16 protein-coding genes and 2 pseudogenes are annotated in these 24,195 nt (G+C 41.0%); 8 read left to right on the top strand and 10 right to left on the bottom strand.

From position 1 onward, the window contains the following. Nucleotides 1-187: 187 nt before the first annotated feature. The 3 genes from flgA to PSI14_RS10485 all read left to right on the top strand — a co-directional run bounded on the left by flgA (nucleotide 188) and on the right by PSI14_RS10485 (nucleotide 1,748). Nucleotides 188-859, top strand: a complete 672-nt coding sequence (flgA, locus tag PSI14_RS10495; RefSeq protein ID WP_273575839.1) for a flagellar basal body P-ring formation chaperone FlgA — start codon at nucleotides 188-190, stop codon at nucleotides 857-859. A gap of 122 nt (nucleotides 860-981) precedes the next feature. After that, nucleotides 982-1,281: a flagellar biosynthesis anti-sigma factor FlgM gene (gene flgM, locus PSI14_RS10490; protein WP_273554154.1), complete on the top strand. Its 300-nt coding sequence runs from the start codon at nucleotides 982-984 to the stop codon at nucleotides 1,279-1,281. Between the two features lie 26 nt (nucleotides 1,282-1,307). Further along, a complete protein-coding gene (locus PSI14_RS10485) occupies nucleotides 1,308-1,748 on the top strand; it encodes a flagella synthesis protein FlgN (RefSeq protein ID WP_273575838.1) in 441 nt (146 codons plus the stop codon). Between the two features lie 334 nt (nucleotides 1,749-2,082). Here PSI14_RS10485 and PSI14_RS10480 read toward each other — a convergent pair whose 3' ends face one another. From PSI14_RS10480 to PSI14_RS10465, 4 genes are all read right to left on the bottom strand, one after another. Continuing rightward, complete coding sequence (locus PSI14_RS10480) at nucleotides 2,083-3,081, bottom strand: fimbrial protein (RefSeq protein ID WP_273575837.1); 999 nt, start codon at nucleotides 3,079-3,081, stop codon at nucleotides 2,083-2,085. Nucleotides 3,082-3,172: 91 nt separating this feature from the next. Beyond that, nucleotides 3,173-5,692, bottom strand: coding sequence for a fimbria/pilus outer membrane usher protein (locus PSI14_RS10475; protein ID WP_273575836.1), 2,520 nt, complete (start codon nucleotides 5,690-5,692; stop codon nucleotides 3,173-3,175). Between the two features lie 27 nt (nucleotides 5,693-5,719). Next, entirely contained in the window at nucleotides 5,720-6,427 is a 708-nt protein-coding gene (locus tag PSI14_RS10470) for a fimbrial biogenesis chaperone (RefSeq protein WP_273575835.1), read from the bottom strand. Between the two features lie 105 nt (nucleotides 6,428-6,532). Further along, nucleotides 6,533-7,087: a fimbrial protein gene (locus PSI14_RS10465; RefSeq protein ID WP_273575834.1), complete on the bottom strand. Its 555-nt coding sequence runs from the start codon at nucleotides 7,085-7,087 to the stop codon at nucleotides 6,533-6,535. Between the two features lie 1,023 nt (nucleotides 7,088-8,110). Here PSI14_RS10465 and PSI14_RS10460 point away from each other — a divergent pair. After that, the gene (locus PSI14_RS10460) at nucleotides 8,111-8,443 is read left to right on the top strand and encodes a hypothetical protein (protein ID WP_273575833.1); all 333 of its coding nucleotides are present in this window, start codon (nucleotides 8,111-8,113) and stop codon (nucleotides 8,441-8,443) included. Nucleotides 8,444-8,534: 91 nt separating this feature from the next. On the opposite strand, the gene flhA is transcribed toward PSI14_RS10460, so the two are convergent. Together flhA and flhB are read right to left on the bottom strand one after the other, a co-directional pair. Further along, nucleotides 8,535-10,637: a flagellar biosynthesis protein FlhA gene (flhA, locus tag PSI14_RS10455; protein WP_273575832.1), complete on the bottom strand. Its 2,103-nt coding sequence runs from the start codon at nucleotides 10,635-10,637 to the stop codon at nucleotides 8,535-8,537. After that, a complete protein-coding gene (flhB, locus tag PSI14_RS10450) occupies nucleotides 10,630-11,781 on the bottom strand; it encodes a flagellar biosynthesis protein FlhB (RefSeq protein WP_273575831.1) in 1,152 nt (383 codons plus the stop codon). Before flhB ends, flhA begins: the two co-directional genes overlap by 8 nt. Before the next feature lie 142 nt (nucleotides 11,782-11,923). Between flhB and PSI14_RS10445 the strand changes: the two genes are divergently transcribed. The 3 genes and pseudogenes from PSI14_RS10445 to PSI14_RS10435 all read left to right on the top strand — a co-directional run. Further along, complete coding sequence (locus PSI14_RS10445; protein ID WP_273575830.1) at nucleotides 11,924-12,115, top strand: hypothetical protein; 192 nt, start codon at nucleotides 11,924-11,926, stop codon at nucleotides 12,113-12,115. 348 nt (nucleotides 12,116-12,463) lie between these two features. Next, nucleotides 12,464-12,949 carry an NUDIX domain-containing protein gene (locus tag PSI14_RS10440; protein WP_273575829.1) on the top strand — a complete coding sequence of 162 codons (486 nt, stop codon included), beginning with the start codon at nucleotides 12,464-12,466 and terminating at the stop codon, nucleotides 12,947-12,949. Between the two features lie 207 nt (nucleotides 12,950-13,156). After that, a pseudogene (locus PSI14_RS10435) lies at nucleotides 13,157-13,270 on the top strand (IS6 family transposase); the annotation flags it as partial. An 83-nt stretch (nucleotides 13,271-13,353) separates the two neighbouring features. On the opposite strand, the gene PSI14_RS10430 reads toward PSI14_RS10435, so the two are convergent. Continuing rightward, nucleotides 13,354-14,757, bottom strand: coding sequence for a tryptophanase (locus PSI14_RS10430; RefSeq protein WP_273575828.1), 1,404 nt, complete (start codon nucleotides 14,755-14,757; stop codon nucleotides 13,354-13,356). A gap of 108 nt (nucleotides 14,758-14,865) precedes the next feature. Beyond that, nucleotides 14,866-14,970, bottom strand: a complete 105-nt coding sequence (tnaC, locus tag PSI14_RS20185; protein ID WP_370688843.1) for a tryptophanase leader peptide — start codon at nucleotides 14,968-14,970, stop codon at nucleotides 14,866-14,868. Nucleotides 14,971-15,198: 228 nt separating this feature from the next. Here tnaC and PSI14_RS10425 point away from each other — a divergent pair. Next, nucleotides 15,199-15,351 (top strand): annotated as a pseudogene (locus PSI14_RS10425) (DDE-type integrase/transposase/recombinase); the annotation flags it as partial. Here PSI14_RS10425 and PSI14_RS10420 read toward each other — a convergent pair. Together PSI14_RS10420 and PSI14_RS10415 are read right to left on the bottom strand one after the other, a co-directional pair. Continuing rightward, nucleotides 15,348-16,517 carry an FAD-dependent monooxygenase gene (locus PSI14_RS10420; protein ID WP_273575827.1) on the bottom strand — a complete coding sequence of 390 codons (1,170 nt, stop codon included), beginning with the start codon at nucleotides 16,515-16,517 and terminating at the stop codon, nucleotides 15,348-15,350. The pseudogene PSI14_RS10425 and the gene PSI14_RS10420 overlap by 4 nt on opposite strands. After that, the gene (locus PSI14_RS10415) at nucleotides 16,514-23,722 is read right to left on the bottom strand and encodes a non-ribosomal peptide synthetase (RefSeq protein ID WP_273575826.1); all 7,209 of its coding nucleotides are present in this window, start codon (nucleotides 23,720-23,722) and stop codon (nucleotides 16,514-16,516) included. The genes PSI14_RS10420 and PSI14_RS10415 overlap by 4 nt, the downstream gene beginning before the upstream one ends. Between the last annotated feature and the right edge of the window lie 473 nt (nucleotides 23,723-24,195).

Here is a 24,195-nt window from a genome sequence, read left to right as displayed (position 1 = left end):
TGCTGGGTATAAGCTCCAAGCAGCTAACAGAATAAACGTAGAAGAAAAAGGTGATTCGAAGAATAGAAACAAATTGAATTGCTATTTATCCCATTAACGAATAATCAATCGCGTTACACTATTAACATCCAACAGGTCCTGAATATTTTTTGAAATCATGGTTCGCTAATGAGGTTAAGGTGATGAAATGCCTGCGTTAAAATTTATCGGGTTATTTACTTTTTTCCTTAATCTATCTTTTGGCAGTTCTTTGGCTTGGGGGAATAACTTACCGCAATTGATTACTGACTATTTCAGGCAGATTCATCACACACCGGGCCATAAAATCTCAGTGGAAATCAAAACGCCTGAACAACAATGGCCGACCTGTGAACTTCCTGAAATACAACCGTCAATTGGCAACAAAAATTGGGGTAACCTTTCCGTCCCTGTAACTTGTGGTCAGCAACGTCGTTTTCTTCAGGCGTACATTAATGTTACTGGCCCTTATTTGGTTTCTAAGCGCGCGATTAACCGCAATGCCGTCCTGACAGAAAAAGATTTTCAAGTAAAAACGGGGTCTTTAGATAAACTGCCAAACGACATAATCCGTAACAGAAAGGCCATACAAAATGGTATTGCGATCCGCAACATACCTGCCGGACAATTCATCACACGCAATATGATTCGGCGTCCATGGGCGATTAAAGCTGGACAAAATGTGGTCGTCACCGTAGATGGACATCATTTTCAGGTGCGTTACGAAGGAAAAGCGATTAACAACGCCGCGAGTTTTGATAATATCCGTATCCGCCTGAACTCTGGACAGGTTATTACGGGTAAAGCTCAAGAAAATGGCAGTGTAAAAATGGTGTTATAAATGGCTAAAGTTTTATTTTTGCAAGCCGATATAATCAACAGACCATGATTTACAGGCATGCCAGCGGTATATCGCCTGCTACCTAAGACAAATAAATAATGCCTGATTAAAGGATTACAATTATGAGTATTGAACGCACTCAACCTCTACTGGCCATGGCTGCTTTACAACAGCGCAATGCCAATGAAGGTGCTCAGAGCGCTCGCAGAACGGTGGCGGTCGCTGAAAAAAGCGCCGATACACAAGTCAAGCTGAGCGAAGCGCAGAAAAAGCTCGTCCAACCAAGTAGCCAGGATATTAATATCCAGAAAGTGCAACAATTGAAAGAAGCCATTGCAAAGGGAACACTGACGATGGACAGCGGTAAAATTGCTGATGCCCTATTCAGGGAGGCCCTTGAAAACATGGAATATGATAAATAAACCATCAAAATCATAAAGAGCCGTAAATGAAAGAACTTCAACTCTTGCTTGAACAGCAGAGCGCACACTTAAATTCGCTTTCGCAAACTATGGCAGAAGAACAGCGCATACTGAGCGAAGGTTTTATTGAGGCAAATCATTTACATCGCGTGACGGAACAAAAAACATTTTTGCTTTCGGCACTTGATCACGCTGAACGAAAACGCCAGCAATTAAATGAAACGCTGAAAATAAATGTACCCTATGCTGACTATGAAAGATTGGCAGTATTATGGGGTCAAATTAGTCAATCTATTGAACGCATCCGCGATTTAAATTCGCATAATGGATTTTTGCTGGATCAACATATTGAGTTGAACAGTAAGGCAATTGCTTTTCTGAAAAGTCACCACAGCCCTTCTCTTTATGGTGCAGATGGCCAAGCCCGCCACAATTCAGCATTGTCAGGCCACAAAATCAGCGTTTGATTATTCGTTTACTGCTTAAGCAGTAATCTTTACAGACCTCTTGGTTCATGAGTAATAATAAGGGGTCTGTTTCTGTATACTTATATTATTTCCCCTTACAAAAAAGAGAATAATTCTCATTACACTGTTTTTAGTATCACATTGTGAAATTATTCACAAAATCATAGATAAAAATAAATTTTCATAGCAATTATATTTCATTACTGGAAATAATGATTATAGATAAATAATTTTTATTCTTCTTATAACAACATAGGAGACTATATTATGATTAACTCATTAGAAGAATTAAAATGTAATGAATTTCAATTCCAATCATAAATTAAGTTCGATATTACTCATAACTCATGGTAAATGTCGCTGTCGCCTTAACTACCCCTTCTTTAACGTTGCCATACCGATAATAACGCGCTTTTAAAGGAATATTGACAGGTCCTTCTGTTATTGTTTCGATATACTCAATTTTTTTACTAAGAGGAATGGGAGTTGATTTCTTACCATCCAAAATTTGAATACCAACACCACTAGCCGTATTGGCATTAGGATTAAGTTTGATAATCCCCTTTTGGAAGTCATAAGCTCCTTGAGAACCAGCCCGCAAAAGCATGTTAACTTTAATACGTGCGTCGCAATTTAAAGGTATATCAAATGCTTTTTCCGCTGCGGTGGAACCAATTCGGGGTAACTGAATTCGTGTGATCGAATCTAATGAAACTTGAATATTACTGTCATTAATGGAACACGATCGTGCATGGACTGTTATCATGCTCGTGGTCAATTTAAATTCTTGCTTCTTCCCTCCACGATTCGGTGCAACAACGACAGCCCCCAATAACTGGGAGGTATAATTGCCTGGAATTATTGGGCCAATCTTGTAAAAATCAAATTTGAGTGCCAACTGCAAATTAGCAGAACCATTTCGTTGTACCTTTACAGAATAAATTTTCCGGGTATTTGGACCAGAAATTTCTTCCCTGCCCGTTATATATTTTCGATTTCCTCTACCATTATGCGTACCTCTAACGGTATATCCAAGACCACTATTGCCTAGTTTAAAAATTTTACGGTTTTCAGTCGTTTTTCCCGAATCTATCCCATAAGATTTTATACCAACAGAGATATCCGTAACTCCTGTTGGTAGATTTACACATGTTATTGTCTTGCTAGTATTTATGACTAGTTCATTGACTCGCAAAAGAAAAGGGGCATGTAGCGGAATAGATCCCTCATATTGAGGCAATGTTTCATCGCTTCCAGAACAATCAGCATACACTTTACCAGAAATAAAAAATATAAAAGCCAGCAATAACCATGGATAAATAAATGCTTTCATCAGCCCTTCCTTATATTAATTTTGTCAGCATTGTTATGTCACCATTGTTAACAAAAAATGGTTAACACAGAAATATGATGGTCTCCTGCCATCACTGACAATTTTCATGTATCGAAATCACCGCAGCTTCATTTTTTGGCAACGTAAAATGCGTTTTACATTGTTCAAACTGACGACTTCCCCATTGCACAGATAATTGGCCTTGTTCTGGAATACCGCCGAAATAAACTTCCCCACCATTGCCAACAATGCTCTGATTCGCAGTAAAGGAACGAGATGTATTTTCTTCATTCAAGGTAGCTATTGCGCCAAAAGGAATAGGTTTGCCCTGATAAGTCAAATTAAACAACACTCGGCGGCCGATCCGTGTTTGGAAATCAGCCACGACCATGGCTCCTTGGGTTGGAACAACAGTCTGGATATTAGACTCAATTTCTACTCCCTCCCCAAAAGAATCCGGTGATAAGGCGACACGATTATGGTGATAAGGGCTGGCATAAGGTAATACTGCATGGCCTTGTCCATCAGTTTCAACACCGCTATAACCAGTGACTTTAACGCCAGCAGCACCAGATGCTTTGACCAAAACAATGGTTTCACCCAGCGGTTGCGACAAAGTCAAGCCATGACGATGGGCAACGATACCCCCTCTGAGAGCATAATTAACCTGCTGTGAGTCATCACTGTAGTGATATCCGCCAGACAACACACCATAACAAGATTTATAGTTAAGGTTTATATTACCGCTAGTGCGCTGACCGTTATTACTGTGACTCTGTTGCAGAGAGTAATTCAATTTATCTAAGGCCATACCACTCAAACCAACCGATTGGTTGATATCGCCCCGACGATTATGGTTGATACTATAAGTCGCCCAGCTATTTGTCTGCCAGCGTTCGAGTGGAATTTGTACATTGAATGCCAGTTGATTATCGGCCATTGAGTTGCCTGAACTCATATTTTGGGTGTAATTCAGCGAGTAATGGATATTGGAATAATTTACGCTGTACCCGACATTCAAACTACGGGTAGTGCCTCTGCTTCCCCAATCATTCTGCAAGTAACCAGAAAAATAGAGACTGCCATAATCCGATAAACTTTGGCTCAGTGTGAACTGAAATTTATGTTTATTGAGGTATGACCGCTCATGATACGTCGCTCTGTTATTAACGTTCTGAAAATCATAAAAATATGGTGAAGGGTAATAATAACTGGTCAAAGACAGATTAGTGCCAGCCTGTTCGAAGTCTTTAACATACTGTGCCCGATAGACCCAACCTTGTTGTTGACCTTTATTGATAATATCAGCCTGTGATTGTGTGATATCAAATGCCAAAGATCCCCAGTGACCAAAACTGTATCCTACGCCAACTGCATATGCCTGATAATTTGGAGACAGTAGCACACCGCCATACATAGTTGTTGCATATGGCAGGCCATAATAAACTTCACTCTGCATAAAGATTGGTTGATCAGCATATACATGCGAATTGCGGTATTCACCCACTGTAAAACTGTATTTAAATTGCCCTTCCCTCAACATAATGGGAATTGATGAAAATGGTTGAACAAAGTGGCGTTCACGGCCATCAGCTTCCCGAATGACCACATCCAGATTTCCCCCAGAAGATATAGGGTAAAGATCATCAATCACAAAAGCACCGGGTGGAACATTGGTCTGATAAATAATGTACCCGTTTTGACGAATAGTGATCTGAGCATTACTTTCTGCTATTCCCCTCACTACCGGAGCAAAGCCCCGTTGACTATCTGGTAGCATGTTATCATCCGAGGTCAGAGTGACGCCTCGAAAAGCAAATCCACTAAACAGCTCTCCCCGTGTACTAGTCTCACCAATCACGAGCTGGCTTTTTAGAGAATGAATATCACGTTGCAAAGATGTACTCAGATTTTCCCAATGTGCTTTATCGCTACTATTTCTGCCAAAGTTTCGATAGTAGGTGGAATAATTCCGCAAGCGCCAGCTTCCCCAATTCAATCCACTACGTAAATTCATATAAAGATTATTTGTACCAGAGCCTTTACCCCAAGTGTCAACACCACTGAGGTCATAACTAGCCCATAACGCTGATTCCCCTTGCTGCCAAAGCGATGAATCAATTGCACCACGGGCTGCTGTTGTCATTTCTGCCTGAGGAATAGTGATCAGCAAAGTTTGGTGGCTCAGTTGTAATGATGCACTGGCATAAGGAATAAAATCAGATAAATCAGTAAGTTGATATTCTGAATTCAAACCAGCAAAAACAGATATATTGACTCCCCAATCAACCAATTGCTGAACCGATAAGACGGGTTGAAGCTTTTTTTCGGCTCCCACCACAAATTGGATATCTTGTGTACCTTTGTCCTGATCGTTGACATGGATAGCAACCCTGTATGTTCCTGGCGCACTGCCTCCTTTTTCTGCAAAATAACTTAAATCGGGTGGCGGAGCAGACGGATCATGGATTTCCAGCGCATTGGTGTCAAAATATTCACGGGCATAGCCAACGGTAGGCAGGAATCCTGTTGCTATCACCAGCAATGCCACCAACAATATCATCATCAACAACGCTAGCCGTTTACAAACAGTAAGAATAATCAAATTCATGACACCAAATATCTTCTAACTGATAGGTTATTGTATGGATGATAATGTTTGGTATTGAGGCTCAGTGATGCCACCATAATCATTGATGGCTCTCCAAGTAACGGTATTGCCAGAACCTATGGGTAACGCCCATTGCTGATGGCTAAACGGTGCTACCATGCCAACTTCCGGTACTGAACTGCTCCCGATCTTAATGTCATAAAAAGAGATATAAAAAGGCGTTGGATTCTGCACCACCAATTGTCCTGCTTTCTGGGAAAAAGTGAGTTGTTGACAGGCATTAGCAGCGAGTTGCTCTGTCAATCCCTTCGGACGATAAAAAAGTTTTATCCGATTCTTCAGCGATATCAATAAGAGATTTGTTTTATTTTCGTTCAGGGCAGGAATGGCCTTAACATTAAGCCAAAAGATAGATTCACGATCTCGTGGTAATGTGTCATTCGTCAAAATAATTCGTAGACGGTTTTCTTGCTCAGCATCTAAACGGAACAAAGGGGGGGTTACTAAAAATGGCGCTTTTTGATCAGAAGATTCAGCTGTTGGAGTAAACATATCTACCCAAGACTGAATAAGATAAACATTTTCTTTACTGTCATTGATGGCGGAAATGGTTACTTCACGTTGCGAGGCTTTATAGATCACCCGAGTATTACTGAGTGATATCCCAGCGTGGACGGGTGCGGTAAGAAAAACAGGCAGAGAAAATAACAACCCGATCAAAAAATATTTTGACATAACGATATCCATCCCTACATAAATTAAAAATAAGGGATATTCCCACCAAAAACAGTGGAAATATCATAGATGCAATAAAAAAAATGAAAATGTAAGGAATTGGAATTAATCGTACTCTATTGTAAAATTCGCGTTAGCCCGCACTGGACCAGGTCTAATATCAGCTTTATCTTTTGTCGCCACATATTTAGCAATAAATTTTAATTCTTTAGTGGTCTCTTTAGAAGTTAGAGTAGCAATTTCCACAGGTAAACCTCCTATTTCGATTTGCGATCCCGCTAATTTATTATAAATACCAATACCAACACCAACTGCGGGAGAATTCGATGCGCCATTCCTCAGCACCTTTGAATTATCTGTATCTGACGCACCAGTAAATTTTATTTTTACTGAAGGGTTACCCGATGGATTAACACTACACTTATTCAGCGTAATTTTAAAATCTCTATCACCTTTAGTATCTCCCTTATTTGTAAAATCCCCTATACCAACGTCAGGCATAGTGACATTACCAGAATCACTCGCTACCGTAGAAGAACATGTTCCTTTAGTTACTTTGCCAGTAAAGGTAATATTGCCAGTATTACTAATAGCAAATGCAGAAACAATCATAGATCCCCAAATCGCCATGATAACAGCCGATTTCATTAATAACTTCATTCTTTATTCCATTTATATTACGTGTGTAAAATCCATCGAAATAAAAATATCTTTCGATTGAAAATCCATAAAGCATCAATAAATTAATATCAACAAATTTAATGCATTCTATTTATATTTAATAGATATAATCCTTTACATTATTATTCCTTAATAAATACATTTTCAATGATCGAAATAGAATTGGGAGATGCATTTATCTCTATATACATTTCATCCAAATATCAGCTCGATAATTTCTATTATTTTCCCATCAATTCATACGGTTATATATACAATTATATATAAAATTACAAAAGCATTTTTTGCTTAAATACCATTCATCATGTTATGAAAATGTTATCTGAAAACTACGGGTGAGGGATATCCGTATCTGAAAAAAACATAAGCAATAGCCTCCATGCCAGATATTATTAGATAAGTTTGACTTATATCAACGTATCCTATGAACTAAAATAATAAATTCTCTATTATCAAAGGAAGCAAGATACACTAACTCATATTACCATTAAAATTGTTATTAACTATTTATTAGCAATAATCAATAGGCAAAAACTATTAAAACTCTCATTTCGATCGTTATATACTGTCAATCACTCAAGATCATTGAATTTCAGTTCATATAATAATCATTTAACCGGTTTGGAAATTCATCTGGACATCACTCAAGGCGCTTTTGAGTTTATGTACGACACCATTCTAGAGGCTTTAAACTTCCAAAAATTACATTATTAATTATTAGCATAAAATAGTCATAATTTCAGTTAGGCTACATTTCATAATAACTATTATGAGGTATTAGTACTTTACTAATAAGCTGAACTTTTGGTTAGATTAAAACACTTCCCATCATATATTCATGCAATGAATAATTAAAAATTTATATAAGATTTATTTTTAGTTAAAAATAGTCATATAATATTTCTCCTATTTTCATCAAAATAAAAATATGCATTAGTGTTGCGCAGCTGTACAACATACCTTTTATGAATGAAAGATGATTTTTATACTTAGAATAGGATCATGAACCGTATTGATAGATATATTGAGATGTTGAGCTTTGCACTTCCTTATATCAGAAATGTGCAAACACTTGGCCCAATAAGGAAAGGAACAAATAAATCATGCTACCATGAAGCAGAATTATTGCACAATATTGTTTCATCCCTGAAAGAAACAGAAATTTGTAATCAAGATATTCATTTTTTAAATAATCAAGCTAGATATTATTTAGAAAATGCTAACGATAAGATGTGTGCTAATTATCACTTCCATAAAGAACGAATTAAAATGCTTTTTAAGTTAGTTCCAGATAAAATGAAACAAAAGCTACAATGGCAAGGGCCTAAAGATTAATTATACGTTATCATTCCATAATAAAGGTGATCACCGTAGCGATCACCTTATATCCATTATTCTTACTCGTCAAAATACTTAGTTGCTAATATTACCTCGCACCACCAATCGTTGCCGTCATTCTGATCTGACGATTATCGGTGATTTCAAGGCTAGACAGCACAACCAGCCGAGGCAGTATACGACGCAGGAAACGAGACAAAAGTGGACGCAATGCGTGATTAACCAATAATACAGGTGGCGCACCCAGCATTTCCTGACGCTCCAATGCCTCTGCTGCCTGGCGCTCTAGACTTTCCGCCAATCCCGGCTCCAATCCTCCACCATTTTGCAGCGCTTGAAGCAGCAATCTTTCCAACCCTGCATCCAAACCAATGACTTTGATCTCATCTGCTCCCGGGAACCATTGCTGGGCAATCGCTCTGCCAAGTGCGATTCGGATCATGGCAGTCAATTCATAAGGATCTTTCTGTACCGGAGCATGTTCTGCCAGTGTTTCAATAATGGTACGCATATCGCGAATCGGTACTTGCTCCGCCATCAGATTTTGCAGGACTTTATGCAAAGTTGTCAGGCTAACAACATCAGGAATGAAGTCTTCCGTCAGCTTCGGCATTTCCTGACTGACGCGCTCAAACAATTGCTGAGCCTCCTGTCTTCCAAACAATTCACTGGAATGCTGTGATAGCAAATGGTTTAAGTGAGTTGCAACAACGGTACTGGCCGCCACGACGGTATATCCCTGCACCTGCGCCTGTTCTCTTAAGCTATCATCAATCCAGACAGCAGCCAGACCAAAAGCCGGATCTGTCGTCAAATCACCTTGCAATTCACCCACGGCACCGCCCGGATTAATCGCCAACCAACGTCCCGGATGGGCTTCGCCACGACCAATTTCAACCCCTTTCATCATGATGCGATAACTAGCTGGGGCCAATTCAAGGTTGTCACGAATATGCACGACAGGTGGCAGATATCCCACTTCTTGCGCAAATTTTTTGCGGATTCCACTGATACGACCAAGCAATTCGCCATTTTGACGGAAATCCACCATCGGGATCAGGCGATAACCGACTTCCATTCCCAACGGATCTTCCAGTTGCACATCAGACCATGATGCTTCCGTAGTTTGTTGCTGTTCCTCCACCGCTTTCATTTCTTCATGTTGTGCAACAAAAGGATCTTTGTCTTTGCGCAACAGGAAATAACCCACGCCCGCCAAAGCAGCCGTAAATAACAAAAAGACGAAGTTAGGCATTCCCGGCACTAAACCAAGCAGACCAAGTACCCCGGCACTTAACATCATTACTTTTGGGTTATTGAAAAGCTGGGTCACCATTTGCTGACCAACATCTTCATCAGTCGCCACACGGGTTACAATCACACCTGCCGCCGTGGAGATGATTAATGCAGGCAACTGAGCAACCAATCCATCACCGATAGTCAGCAAAGTATAAACTTCTGCTGCATCACCCAGAGTCAAACCGTGTTGAGCAACACCGACGATCAATCCACCAATGATGTTGATTACAAGTATCATCAATCCGGCTATGGCATCACCACGCACGAACTTACTCGCACCGTCCATTGAGCCATAAAAATCCGCTTCCTGCGTGACTTCTGTACGACGCTTTTTAGCTTCATCTTCACCGATCAATCCGGCATTCAGATCAGCATCAATTGCCATCTGTTTGCCGGGCATTCCATCAAGTACAAAGCGTGCGCCTACTTCGGCAATACGACCTGCACCTTTGGTAATGACCATAAAGTTAATCAGGATCAAGATCACAAAGACCACGATACCAATAGCAAAATTACCGCCAACTAGAAAGTGACCAAAGGCTTCTACTACCTGTCCCGCAGCCGCTGAACCTGTATGCCCTTCCATCAGGATTATTCGCGTGGAAGCAACGTTCAGTGACAAACGCAGTAAGGTTGAGAACAGCAAGATAGTTGGGAATGCAGCAAAATCCAGTGTTCGACGGGTAAACATCGCTACCAGCAAAACCATGATGGAAAGTGCGATGTTAAAAGTGAAAAGTAGATCGAGCAAAAATGGTGGCAGCGGTAGCACCATCATCGACAAGATCATAAGGATCAAAACAGGCCCCGCAAGCATTTGCCACTGAGAGCCTTTTATATTTCCCGGTAAACGATTTCCCGATAAACGTAGTAATGAGGCCAGATTAGCCATGACGATTATTTTCTCCAGCAAAATCCAGTGCTGGCGGCACTGGCAGATTTTCAGGTGTTTTCGGTTTTAGGCCACCTTCCTGTTTCCAACGTTTCAATTGGTAAACCCAGGCAAGCACTTCTGCAACGGCTGCATAGAGCGCCGCTGGAATAAAGCCCCCGACTTCGGCATGGCGAAATAATGCCCTCGCCAAAGGAGGAGCTTCCAATAACGGAATACGATTTTCCGCACCAATTTCTTTAATGCGCAAGGCAATAAGTCCTGCCCCTTTTGCCAATACTTTGGGCGCGCCCATTTTTTTACTGTCATATTGCAAGGCAACCGAGTAATGGGTTGGGTTGGTAACAATGACATCAGCCTTGGGCACATCCGCCATCATGCGTTTACGCGCAGCCGCACGTTGTTGCTGACGTATCCGCGCCTTTACATGTGGGTCCCCTTCTTGTTCCTTGAATTCATCCTTGATCTCCTGACGGGTCATTCTCAATTTTTTCAGATGGCTGCGAATTTGATAAAGCACATCAAACGCGACCATTGGTATCAACATAAATAAGACGATATAGCCAGCAAAAATCAGCATCATCATGGCATCGCTCAATGCCACCAGCAGAGGTTGAGCGGTCAAATTCAACATGGTAGGCCAGTTCATCCAGATAAACAGGGCTGCGCCACCTCCCACCAACGACGCTTTCAAAATAGCTTTGAACAGCTCCGCCAGTGCATTCATGGAGAAGATTTTCTTCAGGCCAGAAATAGGATTTAGTTTAGTCAAGTCAAATTTGATGGATTTTGAGCTGAATATCAGTCCTCCCATCAAGATGGGGGCACTAAGGGCAATCAATACCAATCCCACAAATACGGGCAACAGCGCCCAAACGGCCTGCTTCAGTAATCGACCGACTTGTTGCACCATCTGTTTGTCATTGCTGACCATGTTATGGTCAAAATTAAATCCTTCGAATAACATCAATGAAAGTTCATGGGTGATCGACTGCCCGCTCATCCAGAGCAGGCTTACGCCTCCGGCTAACATCAGGATGGAAGTGAGTTCCTTGGAACGCGCAATTTGCCCATCTTTACGGGCTTTTTCCCGTTTATGGGGCGTGGGTTCTTCTGTTTTTTCGAGATCGCTATCTTCAGCCACAGCTTTCCTTGGTGAGCATTCGTGATTACATGCAGAAAATTTGCCTTTGGAAAAAGACAGATAAAATTATGCTAAGCATGACAAAAGCCAAGAAATTCAATGGCAGGAACACTGCGGACTTTGCGGGGATATTTGGGGCATTATGGCTACTGGCCTGAAAAACACCGACAGTATTAATAAAATAGACAAGAACCAAAGGAAAGATTTTAAGACTCAGGAAGATAGTGCCCCTACCTATCAGGTCATTAAATCTGCACATCGAGCACATGTCGGGATGGGTAATACAAAAGGTTCTGTCGCATTAACAGAACCGTCCAAGATATTGTTATATTAATTTAAACCTGTTTTTTTAAGCATTAAATCAAATAATAGGTTTTCAATGACTGGAATAACGACAATATCGAATTGCTTTCCTCAGCAAAGACAGTTTCCATGAAATTCAACGAAAATTCTATGTTGATGCATAAGTTTTATCGTTCTTATGATATTTATAATGTCTCCTCCAGATATTTCTTTGATCCGGCTTAAAAGGCGTAGTGAAGATGATAGGTTTAGTCAAGAGTTTCTACACCATTGGTGGCACGGTTTTTTGTGGGCGTCAAAGGACATGGAAAAAAGAATAAAGGAGTAGATGGACGATGTGTACAGAATACAAAAATACCTTTTTATAGGAGTATTATTCGTGGATCAAAGTAATATTGCCACTATTCGTATTTCAGCAAAAGCTATTATTATTCACAAAGACCAGATTCTACTCGTCAGATATAAATCTGATTCAGATGAATGGTATACCCTTCCAGGTGGGGGACAACTGTTTGGAGAAACATTGACTCAAACATTGATTAGGGAGTGTCTTGAAGAGACGACATACAAGATTGAACCTGCACAGCTGGTATTTGTTAGAGAATATATAGGAAGCAATCATAAATTCGCTGAATTTGATAAAGACGTCCATCAAATCGAATTGATGTTTCTTGCCTCGCTTGCCGATAAGAACCCCGATATTCATAACCTAGATATCAATGCGGATAGGAATCAAATAGGTGCTCAATGGGTTAGTTTAGGGGATGTTATAAACCTGCCATTATTTCCTGCGGCTCTACGTCCCTTGGTTGTAGAAAAGCGTTTTTCCTCTGGTTCTCCTATCTATTTAGGGGATGTGAATTAAGACTGAACGATGAAAGTCAGACACTCACAACGTATCCACCGCAACCACTTGGTCAGATGCAGGTCAACTTGCTCCATCACTGGATGCAGCGCCGACTGATAAAACCTACCATCGTAGGTTATCCATCCTGCTACCGGCGTAGTCAGCCGTCAGTGGCGAGTGGATGAAACCTCTATCAAAATCAAAGGCCAGTGGCGCTATCTCTAGCGAGCACAAACCGTGTTGGCTGGGATTGAATTGACCAACATGTTGCGCAAAGGGCAATATCCGCAAGAAGAAGGAAACCCAAACACACCGGCAGCTTTTTTCCATCAACTGTCTGCGCAATTATTAATCAACCTCATTTTTGCACAGACTTTCTCTGTTAATACGACAGAACCAACGAGAGCCGTTATTAATAATGGTTATTTGATAGGTTTTAATCTGGCTGTAAAGTGTCTTAATACCGGAGGCTCATATTCAAACTCAAGCCCTTTAAGGGATTGGAATTTATCCTTCAGACCAATTAACGCATCTGCAATATAATCCATATGATCATTGGTATATACCCGACGAGCAATAGTCAGACGCATAAACTCCATATTAGAATGTTTCTGTTTTCCTGTTGTCGGATCACGCCCTAGAAGAAACGAGCCAATTTCTACCGCACGCACACCTGATTCCAGATAAAGTGCATTAATAATAGCCTGTGCAGGGAACTGATCAGCGGGAATATGGGGAACTAATTTTTTACAATCGACAAAAACAGCATGTCCTCCAGTAGGGTACTGAATAGGAATGCCTTCTTCCCGCAGGCGATCTCCCAAATATTTCACCTGACCGATACGATAATGCAGATATTCTTCCTTCGTTCCTTCTTCTAATCCTTGAACCATTGCTGCCATATCACGCCCTGCGAGTCCACCGTAGGTGACAAACCCTTCCATAGGAACACAACGTTGTCTTGCTAAAGTAAAGATATTTTCATCATTTTTAATACATACCAATCCGCCGATGTTTAGTAATGGATCTTTTTTCGCCGACATGGTTAATGCATCAGCATATTTGTACATATCAAGAATAATTTCTTTAATTGTTGCGTTTTTATATTGAGGATCACGCTCTTTAATAAAATAGGCGTTTTCACAGAAACGGGCAGAATCCATGACTACAAAAATATTATGTTGTTTGGCTATTTCATAGACTTCTTTTAAATTACTCATTGCGACCGGTTGACCGCCTGCACTATTACAAGTCACCGTTGATACAATGGCAACCACATTATCTTCACCGTGTTCAGCAATAATGTCCTTTAATTTTTCAATATCAAAATTGCCTTTCCAATCATAATAATTTTCAGAGTCAAATGCTTTTTCAGTGACAATGTTAATTGCCTTGCAACCATTTAATTCTACGTGTGCAGCGGTTGTATCAAAGTGGAAATTAGAAATAAAAACGGGATTTTTTGCTTTACCTTCTTGTTGTTTTGTCTTTAACAATATTGGGAAAAGAATATTTTCCGCTCCACGTCCCTGATGAGCAGGAATTACATAGTCGTAATCAAATAATTCTTTTACCTTATCTTTTAAATCGTAATAATTTCTTGAACCCGCATAAGCTTCATCACCCGTTATCATCGCAGCCCATTGCTGGTCACTCATCGCATTTGTGCCGGAATCGGTTAATAAATCAATATATACCGCACTGCTAGGAAGTAAAAATGGGTTATAACCGGCTTCTTTTAATGCCGCTTCACGCTCTTCTCTTGATGGAATACGGATATTTTCTACCATTTTAATGCGGAACGGTTCTACAATTCTTTTAGCCATGACAATACCTTTAATATGAAATTAAATAATTTAAATGAAAATTTCTGACTCTTTTTGCATGAACAAAAAAAGCGAAATCAAAATAGATAGAGTAAAATAAAGCAGGTATTATTTCTGAGGGAAAAAGAAGGCGAGTTCGGTGTCAATATTAAACCATTTCTTCATATTGAAGAAACCTCTTAATACTATTAATACATCATAAGATGAGTACATACTTTTATCCTTCCACTCTGGAACCAGTATACTATTCATAATAATGTATATAACAGTTAAGACTATTTAGTAATAGTATCAATGTATAAATTAGACGATAATCACATTATTAGTAAGTTATTCATAAATAAATTAGACATTCATCACATTAATTTTATTTATGATTACTCCGGTTTATTAATGGTCACCCTCACCCTGCTGGCGTATGTTGGCAGGGTGAGGATGGCTATCTTGTATCTCAATAACCTGATTGAACAGGATCATCGCAACGCCAAACGGCGAACACGCCCTATGCTTGGGTTCAAAAACTTTAGGCGGGCTCAGACCGTATTAGCCGCTTACATGGCTAAACGCCTAGTTACAAGGTCTCATACCGCCTAGAGATCAACGTCTTCCATAGAAAAATTTAATGATTTTTCGAGGTTTTCCCTAAGCTTTCTCGTTGGCGCAAACCGTAAGGACAGATCCCTCTTCAAACAATGAAAGAAACGATCCTCTTGTTCAGTCTCACTCAGTGCTCTTGAGGCATTCACTAACATTTCAGCTCTTGGAATACGAGCTTTTTCATATTGACGCAGAACTGAAATTGGATCTGACTGCTGCCTCATGACATGCCCTAAAACAGCGGCATCTTCAATGGCCATACCCGCTCCCTGTCCAAGGCTTGTCAGCATAGGATGAGCGGCATCGCCTAAAAGTGTGATCCTTCCCTTTCCCCAAAGAGGCGAAAAAGGCCGGTCTTGTGCAGGAACAGAGATTATATTTTCGGATGGTGTTTGTAAGATAATATCGGAAACAATCGCTGGCCATTCCTTATAATAGGACAAGATATCTTGATTATTTCCTTGCCATTGACGGGCCTGCTCAATTTGCATATTTGCCGTTCCCCACCAATATACTTCACCTCCGCCTATATCGATCAAACCGATTCGTTTTCCTTGCCCCCAATAGTGAGCAACGTAACCGGGCGTGATTTGCGGATGTTGATAGCGAGTGATAGCCAGCCAACAGATATAATCGGCGGTACGCGTTGGCTTATTCCCTTGAATATAGTCACGGACAAAAGAGTAAATTCCATCAGCACCAATAAGCAAGTCTCCATGTGTTTCTCTGCCATCAGCAAAACGGACAGAAACACCATCATCACTCTCGGTAATCCCGGTGACCTTAGCCCCGACATGGATAATATTCTGATCAAGCGGCTGTAGCAGGGCTTCCTGCAAGGCCTTACGTGATATACAAATACTATCAAATCCATTAGAGGATGAGATTTCAGGTATTGGTAATCGGCGTATCAGTCGATCTTTGACGTTTCTGATTTCAAAGCATTTAACCGGAGCACCAAAATGCTCCAATTTCAGATTCACACCAATAGAAGATAAGGCAGCGACAGCATTGGACATGACAGACAAACCTGAGCCGGCTGTACGTAAAGTGGGGGCTTGTTCATAAACTTCAACACAACAGCCAATCTGCCGTAAAACGACAGCCGCTGTTAATCCACCAATGCCCGCTCCAACTATGATCACTTTTAATGGACGACTCATACTTCCTCCGAAGCTAACAATACTTGTTTTTTAGAGGATTGATTCATTTCTTGAAGAATGACTTTTGCAACTTCCTCCACATATGGCTCTTCCATAATTTCCAAATGATCACCGGGTACATCAATGACATTGATACGACCCGTTGTCTTATGCCCCCAACCATTTTTAGGATCGCGGTATTCACTTCGTACCGCATCATGCATAGAGCGTAGTACCTCAGGTAATGGGCGTGTTGCATGTAATAACGTCATATTGATATCTGCCTTATAAGCCGCATAATCCGCAGCCGCTTTCCAATTGGCCTTATACACATCAAATAATCTTTGGACGACAGCACGCGAGCTGCCTTGTGGAATTGCGCCTGTGGCAATTGCATGCTCCGTGATATATTCGAATCGTTCCTGCAAAGAAGTAATATGTTCCGGTACAATTTGCTCAGGAAGGGTAGCCCCTTCATTCAGCCACAATAATTCCCAGAAAAACCATCGCAGTATTGCTTCCTCATTCGCTTTTCCCTGCGATTCCGTGTTAAGAACAACCGTATCTAAGACGAAAAGATCTGCAACTTCTTCCCCACGCTCTTTCAACTGGCGTGCCATCTCAAATACAACAAATCCGCCATAAGACCAGCCGCCGATTGAATATGGGCCATGTGGCTGGATTTGACGCAGGGCTTCCAGATAATTTGCCGCTTGTTCCTGCACACTGGTCAATGGCATAGATCCCGCATCCACGCCATGGGCCTGCAACGCATAGAACGGTTGATCCTCGGGGAAATGCTTCACTAATCGCAAATAGGACAACACATTTCCCCCCATTGGGTGGACAAAAAACAAGGGCTGTTTATGACCTGTTGTACGCATGGGGACAACAGGGCTGAATTTTGGATATCCTCCCTTTTCTCTGATATGTGCAGCTAACTGTGCAACGGTCGGGTTACTAATGAAAAGAGACAGAGGAATGCTGGTACTGAAATATTTTTCTACTAAAACGACCATTCTCATGGCTGTCAATGAAGTACCACCGATATCAAACAAGTTTTGATGAACAGATAAACTGGGTATTTTCAACAAATCCGCCGCCAAATCACACAATACCTGCTCATAGTTGTCTCGCGGAGCAATATCCTCTACCTCATTACGCACCTGCATGATCCGCATACTGCGTAACGCCGCATCATCACGTTTTCCACTCGGGGTCTTAGGCAGTGATCCCAACCACTCTATCTGGGAAGGCAGCATATGTTTAGGCAGTATTTCAGACAAATGTTGCTGTACGCGCACAGTAAATGCTTCGTTTTTTTCTCCGATCAGGAATGCAACCAGAAAACCATCACTTTCACCGTGCTGTTGAACGACAACAGCAACGTCTTTCAGTATTTCGGCAGCACCGGGAGTACCCGATACCGCTAATTCTATTTCCGCCAGCTCAATACGATAACCACGGACTTTAACCTGGGTATCCTTGCGGCCTAAGCAGAGAATATTGCCATCTTTAAGCTTCACGCCCAGATCACCAGTACGATACAGCGGTTCATCGCTGTCTTTGATCATAATAAAGCGTTCAGCGGTTAATTCTGGCTGACGGTAATAACCCTGCGCGATAGGTAAACCACGGGCATAAATTTCACCTTGTTCGCCCGGAGTAACTTCGTCTAATTGACTGTTAAGGAGTACAACATCTGAGTTGTTGATACTTTTACCAATAGGCGGAAGTGCTGGGAAAGACGCCGGATCACCCTGCATAGTAAATGCAGTGATAACATGCGTTTCCGTAGGCCCATACTGATTTTCAAGGATGCCGTTATTTATTTGCCCAATAAGCAGACGAATATCTTCGGTGACCCGGAGTTGTTCACCAGATGAAATAATAACTTTTAGCTTTTTCGGGTAAGTTTCCAATGCGACTGCTGTTTCAGCCAATTGCTGAAGTGCAACATAAGGCAGGTAAATTCTTTCTGTCTGGTAATTAGCGATAATACGCAGTAACTGCAAAGGATCACGCCGTTCATCTTCACTAATAAGGTGTAATTCTCCACCAGAAGTGAGCGTAGAGAAGATTTCCTGAAATGAAACGTCAAAGCTCAGCGGTGCATACTGCAAGGTAGAACGAATATTCTTACCAGTCTGCGTTTCATTCTGCCAGATAACTAAATTTGACAGGCTACGATGCGGCATTGCCACACCTTTGGGTTTACCCGTTGAACCGGAGGTAAACAGCAAATAAGCCAATTGTTCAGGGGTTATTTCTCTATCTGGTACACGCGTATTTTCGTTTATCAACGTGTCCACTCTCATTGTCGGGACTGCCATCACGTTGAGTAATTTATCAGATTTATCATCAACAATAGCCAGTATTGGCTGAGCTTGTTCCAGCATAGCTTCGATGCGCTGAGCCGGATAACTCAGATCCAATGGCAAACATACTCCTCCTGCTCTCATCACACCAATCAGTGATGCAACCAGTGTAGGAGAACGCTCAAGCGCAATAGCGACAGGCGTATTTTGAACAATTCCCCCGGAAATCAACGCGGACGCAATTTTCCCAGACTCTGACCATAGTTTTTCGTAACTCCATTGCAGACTGTGATAACGAATCGCGATTGCATCAGGTTGCTCCCGTACATTTTTCACAATCATAGCCAGCGCTGACATGAATCCCTGAGAGGGTATTGCCTTGCTTCTCTGTGTGAGTGGCTGGCTCAGGGTTGCTGGTTGGTCACCATGACTGACCATTTTGTTCAATATGGACATATAGATATCCATATAAGTCTCAGCCTGCACTTGTGAGAAAATATTTCCGTCAAAATCACATCGCAGACGATACTGACCTGTGATGAAGTCAGTCATGACATTGAGTAGTACTTCAAAGTTAGTTTCTTCCCACGGGTCAAACGCGATAAGAGACAAATCAGGACTGCTAAATACGTCAGATAATACGTGGAAGTGAACGTAGTTGAATGCGGAACTTATTCTTGCTCCTTCGCCTGCCATCTGCTGGATAGCGTTAAGCGGGTATTTACGGTATGGTGCATGATGCTGTTCCGCACTGAATACAGCATGAATACATGCTTTCCATGTTTTGTCAGATACAGAGAAACGTACCGGTAGTGTGTTAAGAAACAAGCCCAGCATCTGCTCTGAGTTTTGTACATCAGGCCTGCCATGAGTCACCAATCCCGTCGCAATTTCATCCTGCCCCGTAAACATCGCTACCGTTAAACAATGTGCAGCCAAGAAAACAGACTTAACCGAAACATGTTCTTGCTGTACCAGCGTTTTCAGTTTTGTTTCAATTTCGTCTGAAATAGTGGCCCATTTTGTGAAAATTCGATTTTGGGGCAGGCTTTCGTACAATCGGTAACCAGGGAATTGTGTTCGGGGAAGTCCATTAAACATTTCTTTCCAGAACTCACTGTGTTCCTGATGTTGTAATGCGTGAAGTTCATCTTGTATATATAAAGCAGGTGATGGAAGTACATCTGTTTCAGAAAAATACCGCCCCTCATTCAAATAACGGGAGAAGAGTTCACGCACCAGATTTGCCACACTGCCACCATCCAGAATGGCATGATGGAAACTAAATACCATTTCTATCGTATCTACGGTCTTGAACAAACAGAGGTGATACAAAGGCGCACAATCAAAATGGTAGTCCTGACGACTTCTTTTTTTCATGTGCCCTTTAATAAGTTGTTCAGACTCAATCAATGTCAGTGAACTAAGATCTTTAATCGCCACGGCATCATCAATATCGATACTGTGATTAATGACTTGCAAAGGCTCGCTGAAATCAGCCAGATTAAAGTGTGAGCGAAGAACAGGATGACGTTGGATAATGGCTTCTGTACTTCTACAAAAGATCTCAGGTTTCCATTCTCCTTTCAGCGTATAACGGAAAACATCCTTATAAGTCGCAGAATCTTTACTCTGCTGGCTGTGATATATCAGGCCGAGTTGAAGCTGGGTCGCAGGGAAGGCATCCGCATATTGAGAAAGCACTGCACGTTCTTTTTCTTTGATCAGTGCAAACGGAGATAACTCAATGGTTCTTTTGGCTTTAAGGCTGGTGTCAATTTGTTGGCTCAACTCGGCTATCGTTAAATATTGTGATAACTCAGAAAGGGTTACATTCATTCCCATCTTTTCAGCTTCAGAGCGAACTTTCAGCATCAAGATTGAATCACCACCTAATGTGTAAAAATTATCCTGCACACTAAGTTGTTCAATCTTTAATACCCGTTTCCAAATTTCTGCCAATTGATATTCCGTTTCAGTTTGAGCATCATCATGGAGACTCGAAACTTCTGTTTTCACCAACGAACTAAGTGCCTTACGATCAACTTTACCGTTAGGAGTAAGAGGAATAAAAGGAACCCAGCAGAATTTCAGAGGAACCATGAAATCAGGTAAAGATTCCAGTAAGGTTTTACGCAGTTTTTCAGAAGTAAAACTCTGGTTATTTGTTACATTCTGGTGAGCTATTACATAGTATGCACAAAGGTAAGTATCATCATTATTGTTCTTTTGTGGTAAAACCTCAGCCTGGCTAATTCCCTGAATGCGCTCAAGCGTGTTTTGTATCTCTCCTAATTCAATGCGATTACCTCTAATCTTCACCTGATTATCGATTCTTCCCAAATATTCAATGCTACCGTCAGGTAACCACCTTGCTAAATCACCTGTACGATACCAGCGCTCGCTTCCATCCAAAATGAATTTTTCTGCCGTCAATTCTGGCTTATTGTGATAACCACGCGCCAATCCAACACCACCAATCTGCAACTCACCCGCAATGCCAATTGGTTGTCGAGTGTCATGCTGAGACATAATTCTCAGTGAGGTATTGTTGATCGGAAAACCAATGGGAACCCGGTTGATCACATCATTGTTTTCAGAAAGAAATTCGAAATACGATACATCTACAGTGGCTTCTGTTGGACCATATAGATTGATCAGGGCGGGTGCATTTAAGCCAAAGCTAGAAAAGATCTCACGGAACTGATTAACCCGTACTGGAGGAAGCGCTTCACCACTGGTGAACACACGGCGCAAGCTGGTTAACTTATCCACTAATTCAGGTTCGGCTTCCAAAATGTCTAAGAAAGGCTGGAGCATAGAGGGAACAAAGTGCAATGTAGTCACATTATGTGTACTGATTGCTTTTATTATCTCTAATGGGTCCTTATGAGCACCAGGGGGTAATAAATGGACAGATGCCCCAGAGATCGACCACCAGAATAATTCCCAGACAGATACATCAAATGAAATTGGTGTCTTTTGTAATATTACATCTGTGTTATCCAGTGGATAACGTTCTTGCATCCACTCAATCCGGTTTACCGCTGAGTAATGATTGATCATCACGCCTTTAGGCTGCCCGGTGGAGCCTGATGTATAAATCATATATGCCAGAGAATCTGCTGTAGATAAATTGGGCTGTTTTACCTGCTCTTGTGCTGAAATGTTATTCCCGTCAATGACAATATTATTTCCGTCAATGACAATATAAGCCTGAGCGATTAAAGACTGGTTAAGTTTGTCGGAGATGATGACCGTGACACCACTATCCTTCAACATATAATCAATCCGCTCCTGCGGATAATTGGAGTCTATGGGTAAATAGGCAGCACCTGCTTTCAATACCGCAAAGATAGCGGTTAACATATCCGTGCTGCGATCCATCAAAATCGCAACTATGTCCCCTTTCCTCACTCCCTCCTTCAGTAAAACAGCCACCATATTGTCTATACGGGTTTGGAACTGAATATAAGTAAGAGCGGGTTGCCCGCCAGCATTTGCGATAGCGACTGCTTCCCCGTGTAATGAAACCTGAGTATCAAATAACGTTGATAAAGTCTCTTGCGCCGAGAATTCTGCAATTGGCCCTTTCTCAAAAAGAGCCAGTTGAGCCATTTCTTCTGCCGAAGAAAGATTCACTTGTGAGACGGTTTGTGTGGGTAAAGTAATAACTTGTTCGATAATACGCGCTAAGGCAGCCGTAAATGTTTCGAATGGATAATCTTCATCGAAAACTTCTACCGCACCGGTGATATCAATAGCAACATCATTATTGCTACCATAAGTATGTACATGGATCGCAATAGCATCATCTTCATGAGCGGTAGTCGCTGCATAAATATCTTCGCTTTTATAGGTATCACGGAAAGCATCAGTTATAGATGAGTAATTATAAGATACCGTGACATCAAACCATTGACGCCTTTTTGTTCCCATACACTTAAGCAAACGCCCAAGAGGAATATGCTCAAACGTTTTTAGCTTTTTAATTTCTGTTTTAATACGAGCTGCCAGTTCAATAAGGGTATCCTCTGCATTGACCGCAACAGCCAGTGGCAGCGTATTAGCCCATTGGCCCGCAATATTAAGTTGATTAATACGGCGGTTGAGCAAAGGAACACCTATTGTTAGCTGGGTATTATTATGTATCCGTGACAATAAGACAGCTAGTGCAGACATAACGACTTGGTGGGGATTGATCCCTTGAGACAAGGCTTTTGCGACTTTAGTCTTAGATAAGATATACCGGTGCTGCATAAAGCGAGAAGCATTAGCCTTCTTTCCCCGGTTAAAAAAAACGGGTTCATGACGTTGTGTAAGTACAGCCAACTCGGTTATTTGCCGTTCTATTTCTGGTTGTGACAGAATTGTTTCTTGCTCAAAGATTGCTGAGATATATTCCTCTGAATTGTGAGACAATATTCCCAGATTAACCTCATTATCCTGATAATATTTGGAAATTTTTTCTGCTAACTGATTTATTCCCCAACCATCACAAACAATATGATGGGCGCGCAGAAAAATAGCCGCGCAACCATCTTTCAGATTTCGTAACAGAGCAACCTCAAGAAGTGATTTATCATCTAGATTAAAAACTCGCCTTGACCATTTTTTGAAGAGTACAGTAACGTCCTCACCTTCAGCATCAATGACTTCTACTTGATTAGCAGGAATATTTTGTATCTGTTGACTCAACGCATCGGCTTGTTCAATGATGCGCAATCGACATGTCACATTATGACTAAGGAAGTTATTAACTGAATGAAAAAATCGCTCAAAGTTAATATCTTTTTTTAATATCCTTGCTATGGAGATAGTGAATTGACTACTTTCTGGATTACGTTGAGCTTCATAGTAGATTTCTTTTTGATACTGAGTAAGAGGTAAAACCTGTAATCTGTTCATAGTTACTTGCATCATAATTAGAAAGCTTTATTTTATTAATTACATTCACCTTGACACAATATCCATTAATTTATATTGCATTACATTTTTCCTTCAACATGTAACAAAACCGGATTAATAAATTGATAATCCTCCTGTTTTTGAACGAAAGATCAAAAGACAGACACTAACGGGTTAATATGGAAATAAAGTATCAACATGAAACTAGGTGTCTAGCCCCATATTTTAATAAATTAATATCTTAAGTCATTTGAGAAATACGCCGTAGGTGAATTTTATCCACTAATATTTATTGATTAGATTAATAGTCATAAGTACAGATATTAATATAAAAAGAATTAACATTAAGGAAATGTATTTTAAAAGAATTAATTAGGGGTCCTGTGTAAAAACCCCAACTGAATGCGCAATTATTAATCAACCTCACTTTTGCACAGACTTTCGCTGTTAATGCGACAGAACCTGACAAAATG

The sequence above is a fragment of the Xenorhabdus anantnagensis genome, from assembly GCF_028598555.1.
In the GTDB taxonomy this organism is placed as follows: domain Bacteria; phylum Pseudomonadota; class Gammaproteobacteria; order Enterobacterales; family Enterobacteriaceae; genus Xenorhabdus; species Xenorhabdus anantnagensis.
Note: the sequence above shows the minus strand (reverse complement) of the source record. Positions and strands in the feature narration are given on the sequence as shown.

Excerpts from the sequence above, each read along its gene's own strand:
- flgA (WP_273575839.1), top strand. The coding sequence starts at position 188 with ATGCCTGCGTTAAAATTTATCGGGTTATTTACTTTTTTCCTTAATCTA.
- flgM (WP_273554154.1), top strand. The coding sequence starts at position 982 with ATGAGTATTGAACGCACTCAACCTCTACTGGCCATGGCTGCTTTACAA.
- PSI14_RS10485 (WP_273575838.1), top strand. The coding sequence starts at position 1,308 with ATGAAAGAACTTCAACTCTTGCTTGAACAGCAGAGCGCACACTTAAAT.
- PSI14_RS10480 (WP_273575837.1), bottom strand. The coding sequence starts at position 3,081 with ATGAAAGCATTTATTTATCCATGGTTATTGCTGGCTTTTATATTTTTT.
- PSI14_RS10475 (WP_273575836.1), bottom strand. The coding sequence starts at position 5,692 with ATGAATTTGATTATTCTTACTGTTTGTAAACGGCTAGCGTTGTTGATG.
- PSI14_RS10470 (WP_273575835.1), bottom strand. The coding sequence starts at position 6,427 with ATGTCAAAATATTTTTTGATCGGGTTGTTATTTTCTCTGCCTGTTTTT.
- PSI14_RS10465 (WP_273575834.1), bottom strand. The coding sequence starts at position 7,087 with ATGAAGTTATTAATGAAATCGGCTGTTATCATGGCGATTTGGGGATCT.
- PSI14_RS10460 (WP_273575833.1), top strand. The coding sequence starts at position 8,111 with ATGAACCGTATTGATAGATATATTGAGATGTTGAGCTTTGCACTTCCT.
- flhA (WP_273575832.1), bottom strand. The coding sequence starts at position 10,637 with ATGGCTAATCTGGCCTCATTACTACGTTTATCGGGAAATCGTTTACCG.
- PSI14_RS10445 (WP_273575830.1), top strand. The coding sequence starts at position 11,924 with ATGGCTACTGGCCTGAAAAACACCGACAGTATTAATAAAATAGACAAG.
- PSI14_RS10430 (WP_273575828.1), bottom strand. The coding sequence starts at position 14,757 with ATGGCTAAAAGAATTGTAGAACCGTTCCGCATTAAAATGGTAGAAAAT.
- tnaC (WP_370688843.1), bottom strand. The coding sequence starts at position 14,970 with ATGTACTCATCTTATGATGTATTAATAGTATTAAGAGGTTTCTTCAAT.
- PSI14_RS10420 (WP_273575827.1), bottom strand. The coding sequence starts at position 16,517 with ATGAGTCGTCCATTAAAAGTGATCATAGTTGGAGCGGGCATTGGTGGA.
- PSI14_RS10415 (WP_273575826.1), bottom strand. The coding sequence starts at position 23,722 with ATGAACAGATTACAGGTTTTACCTCTTACTCAGTATCAAAAAGAAATC.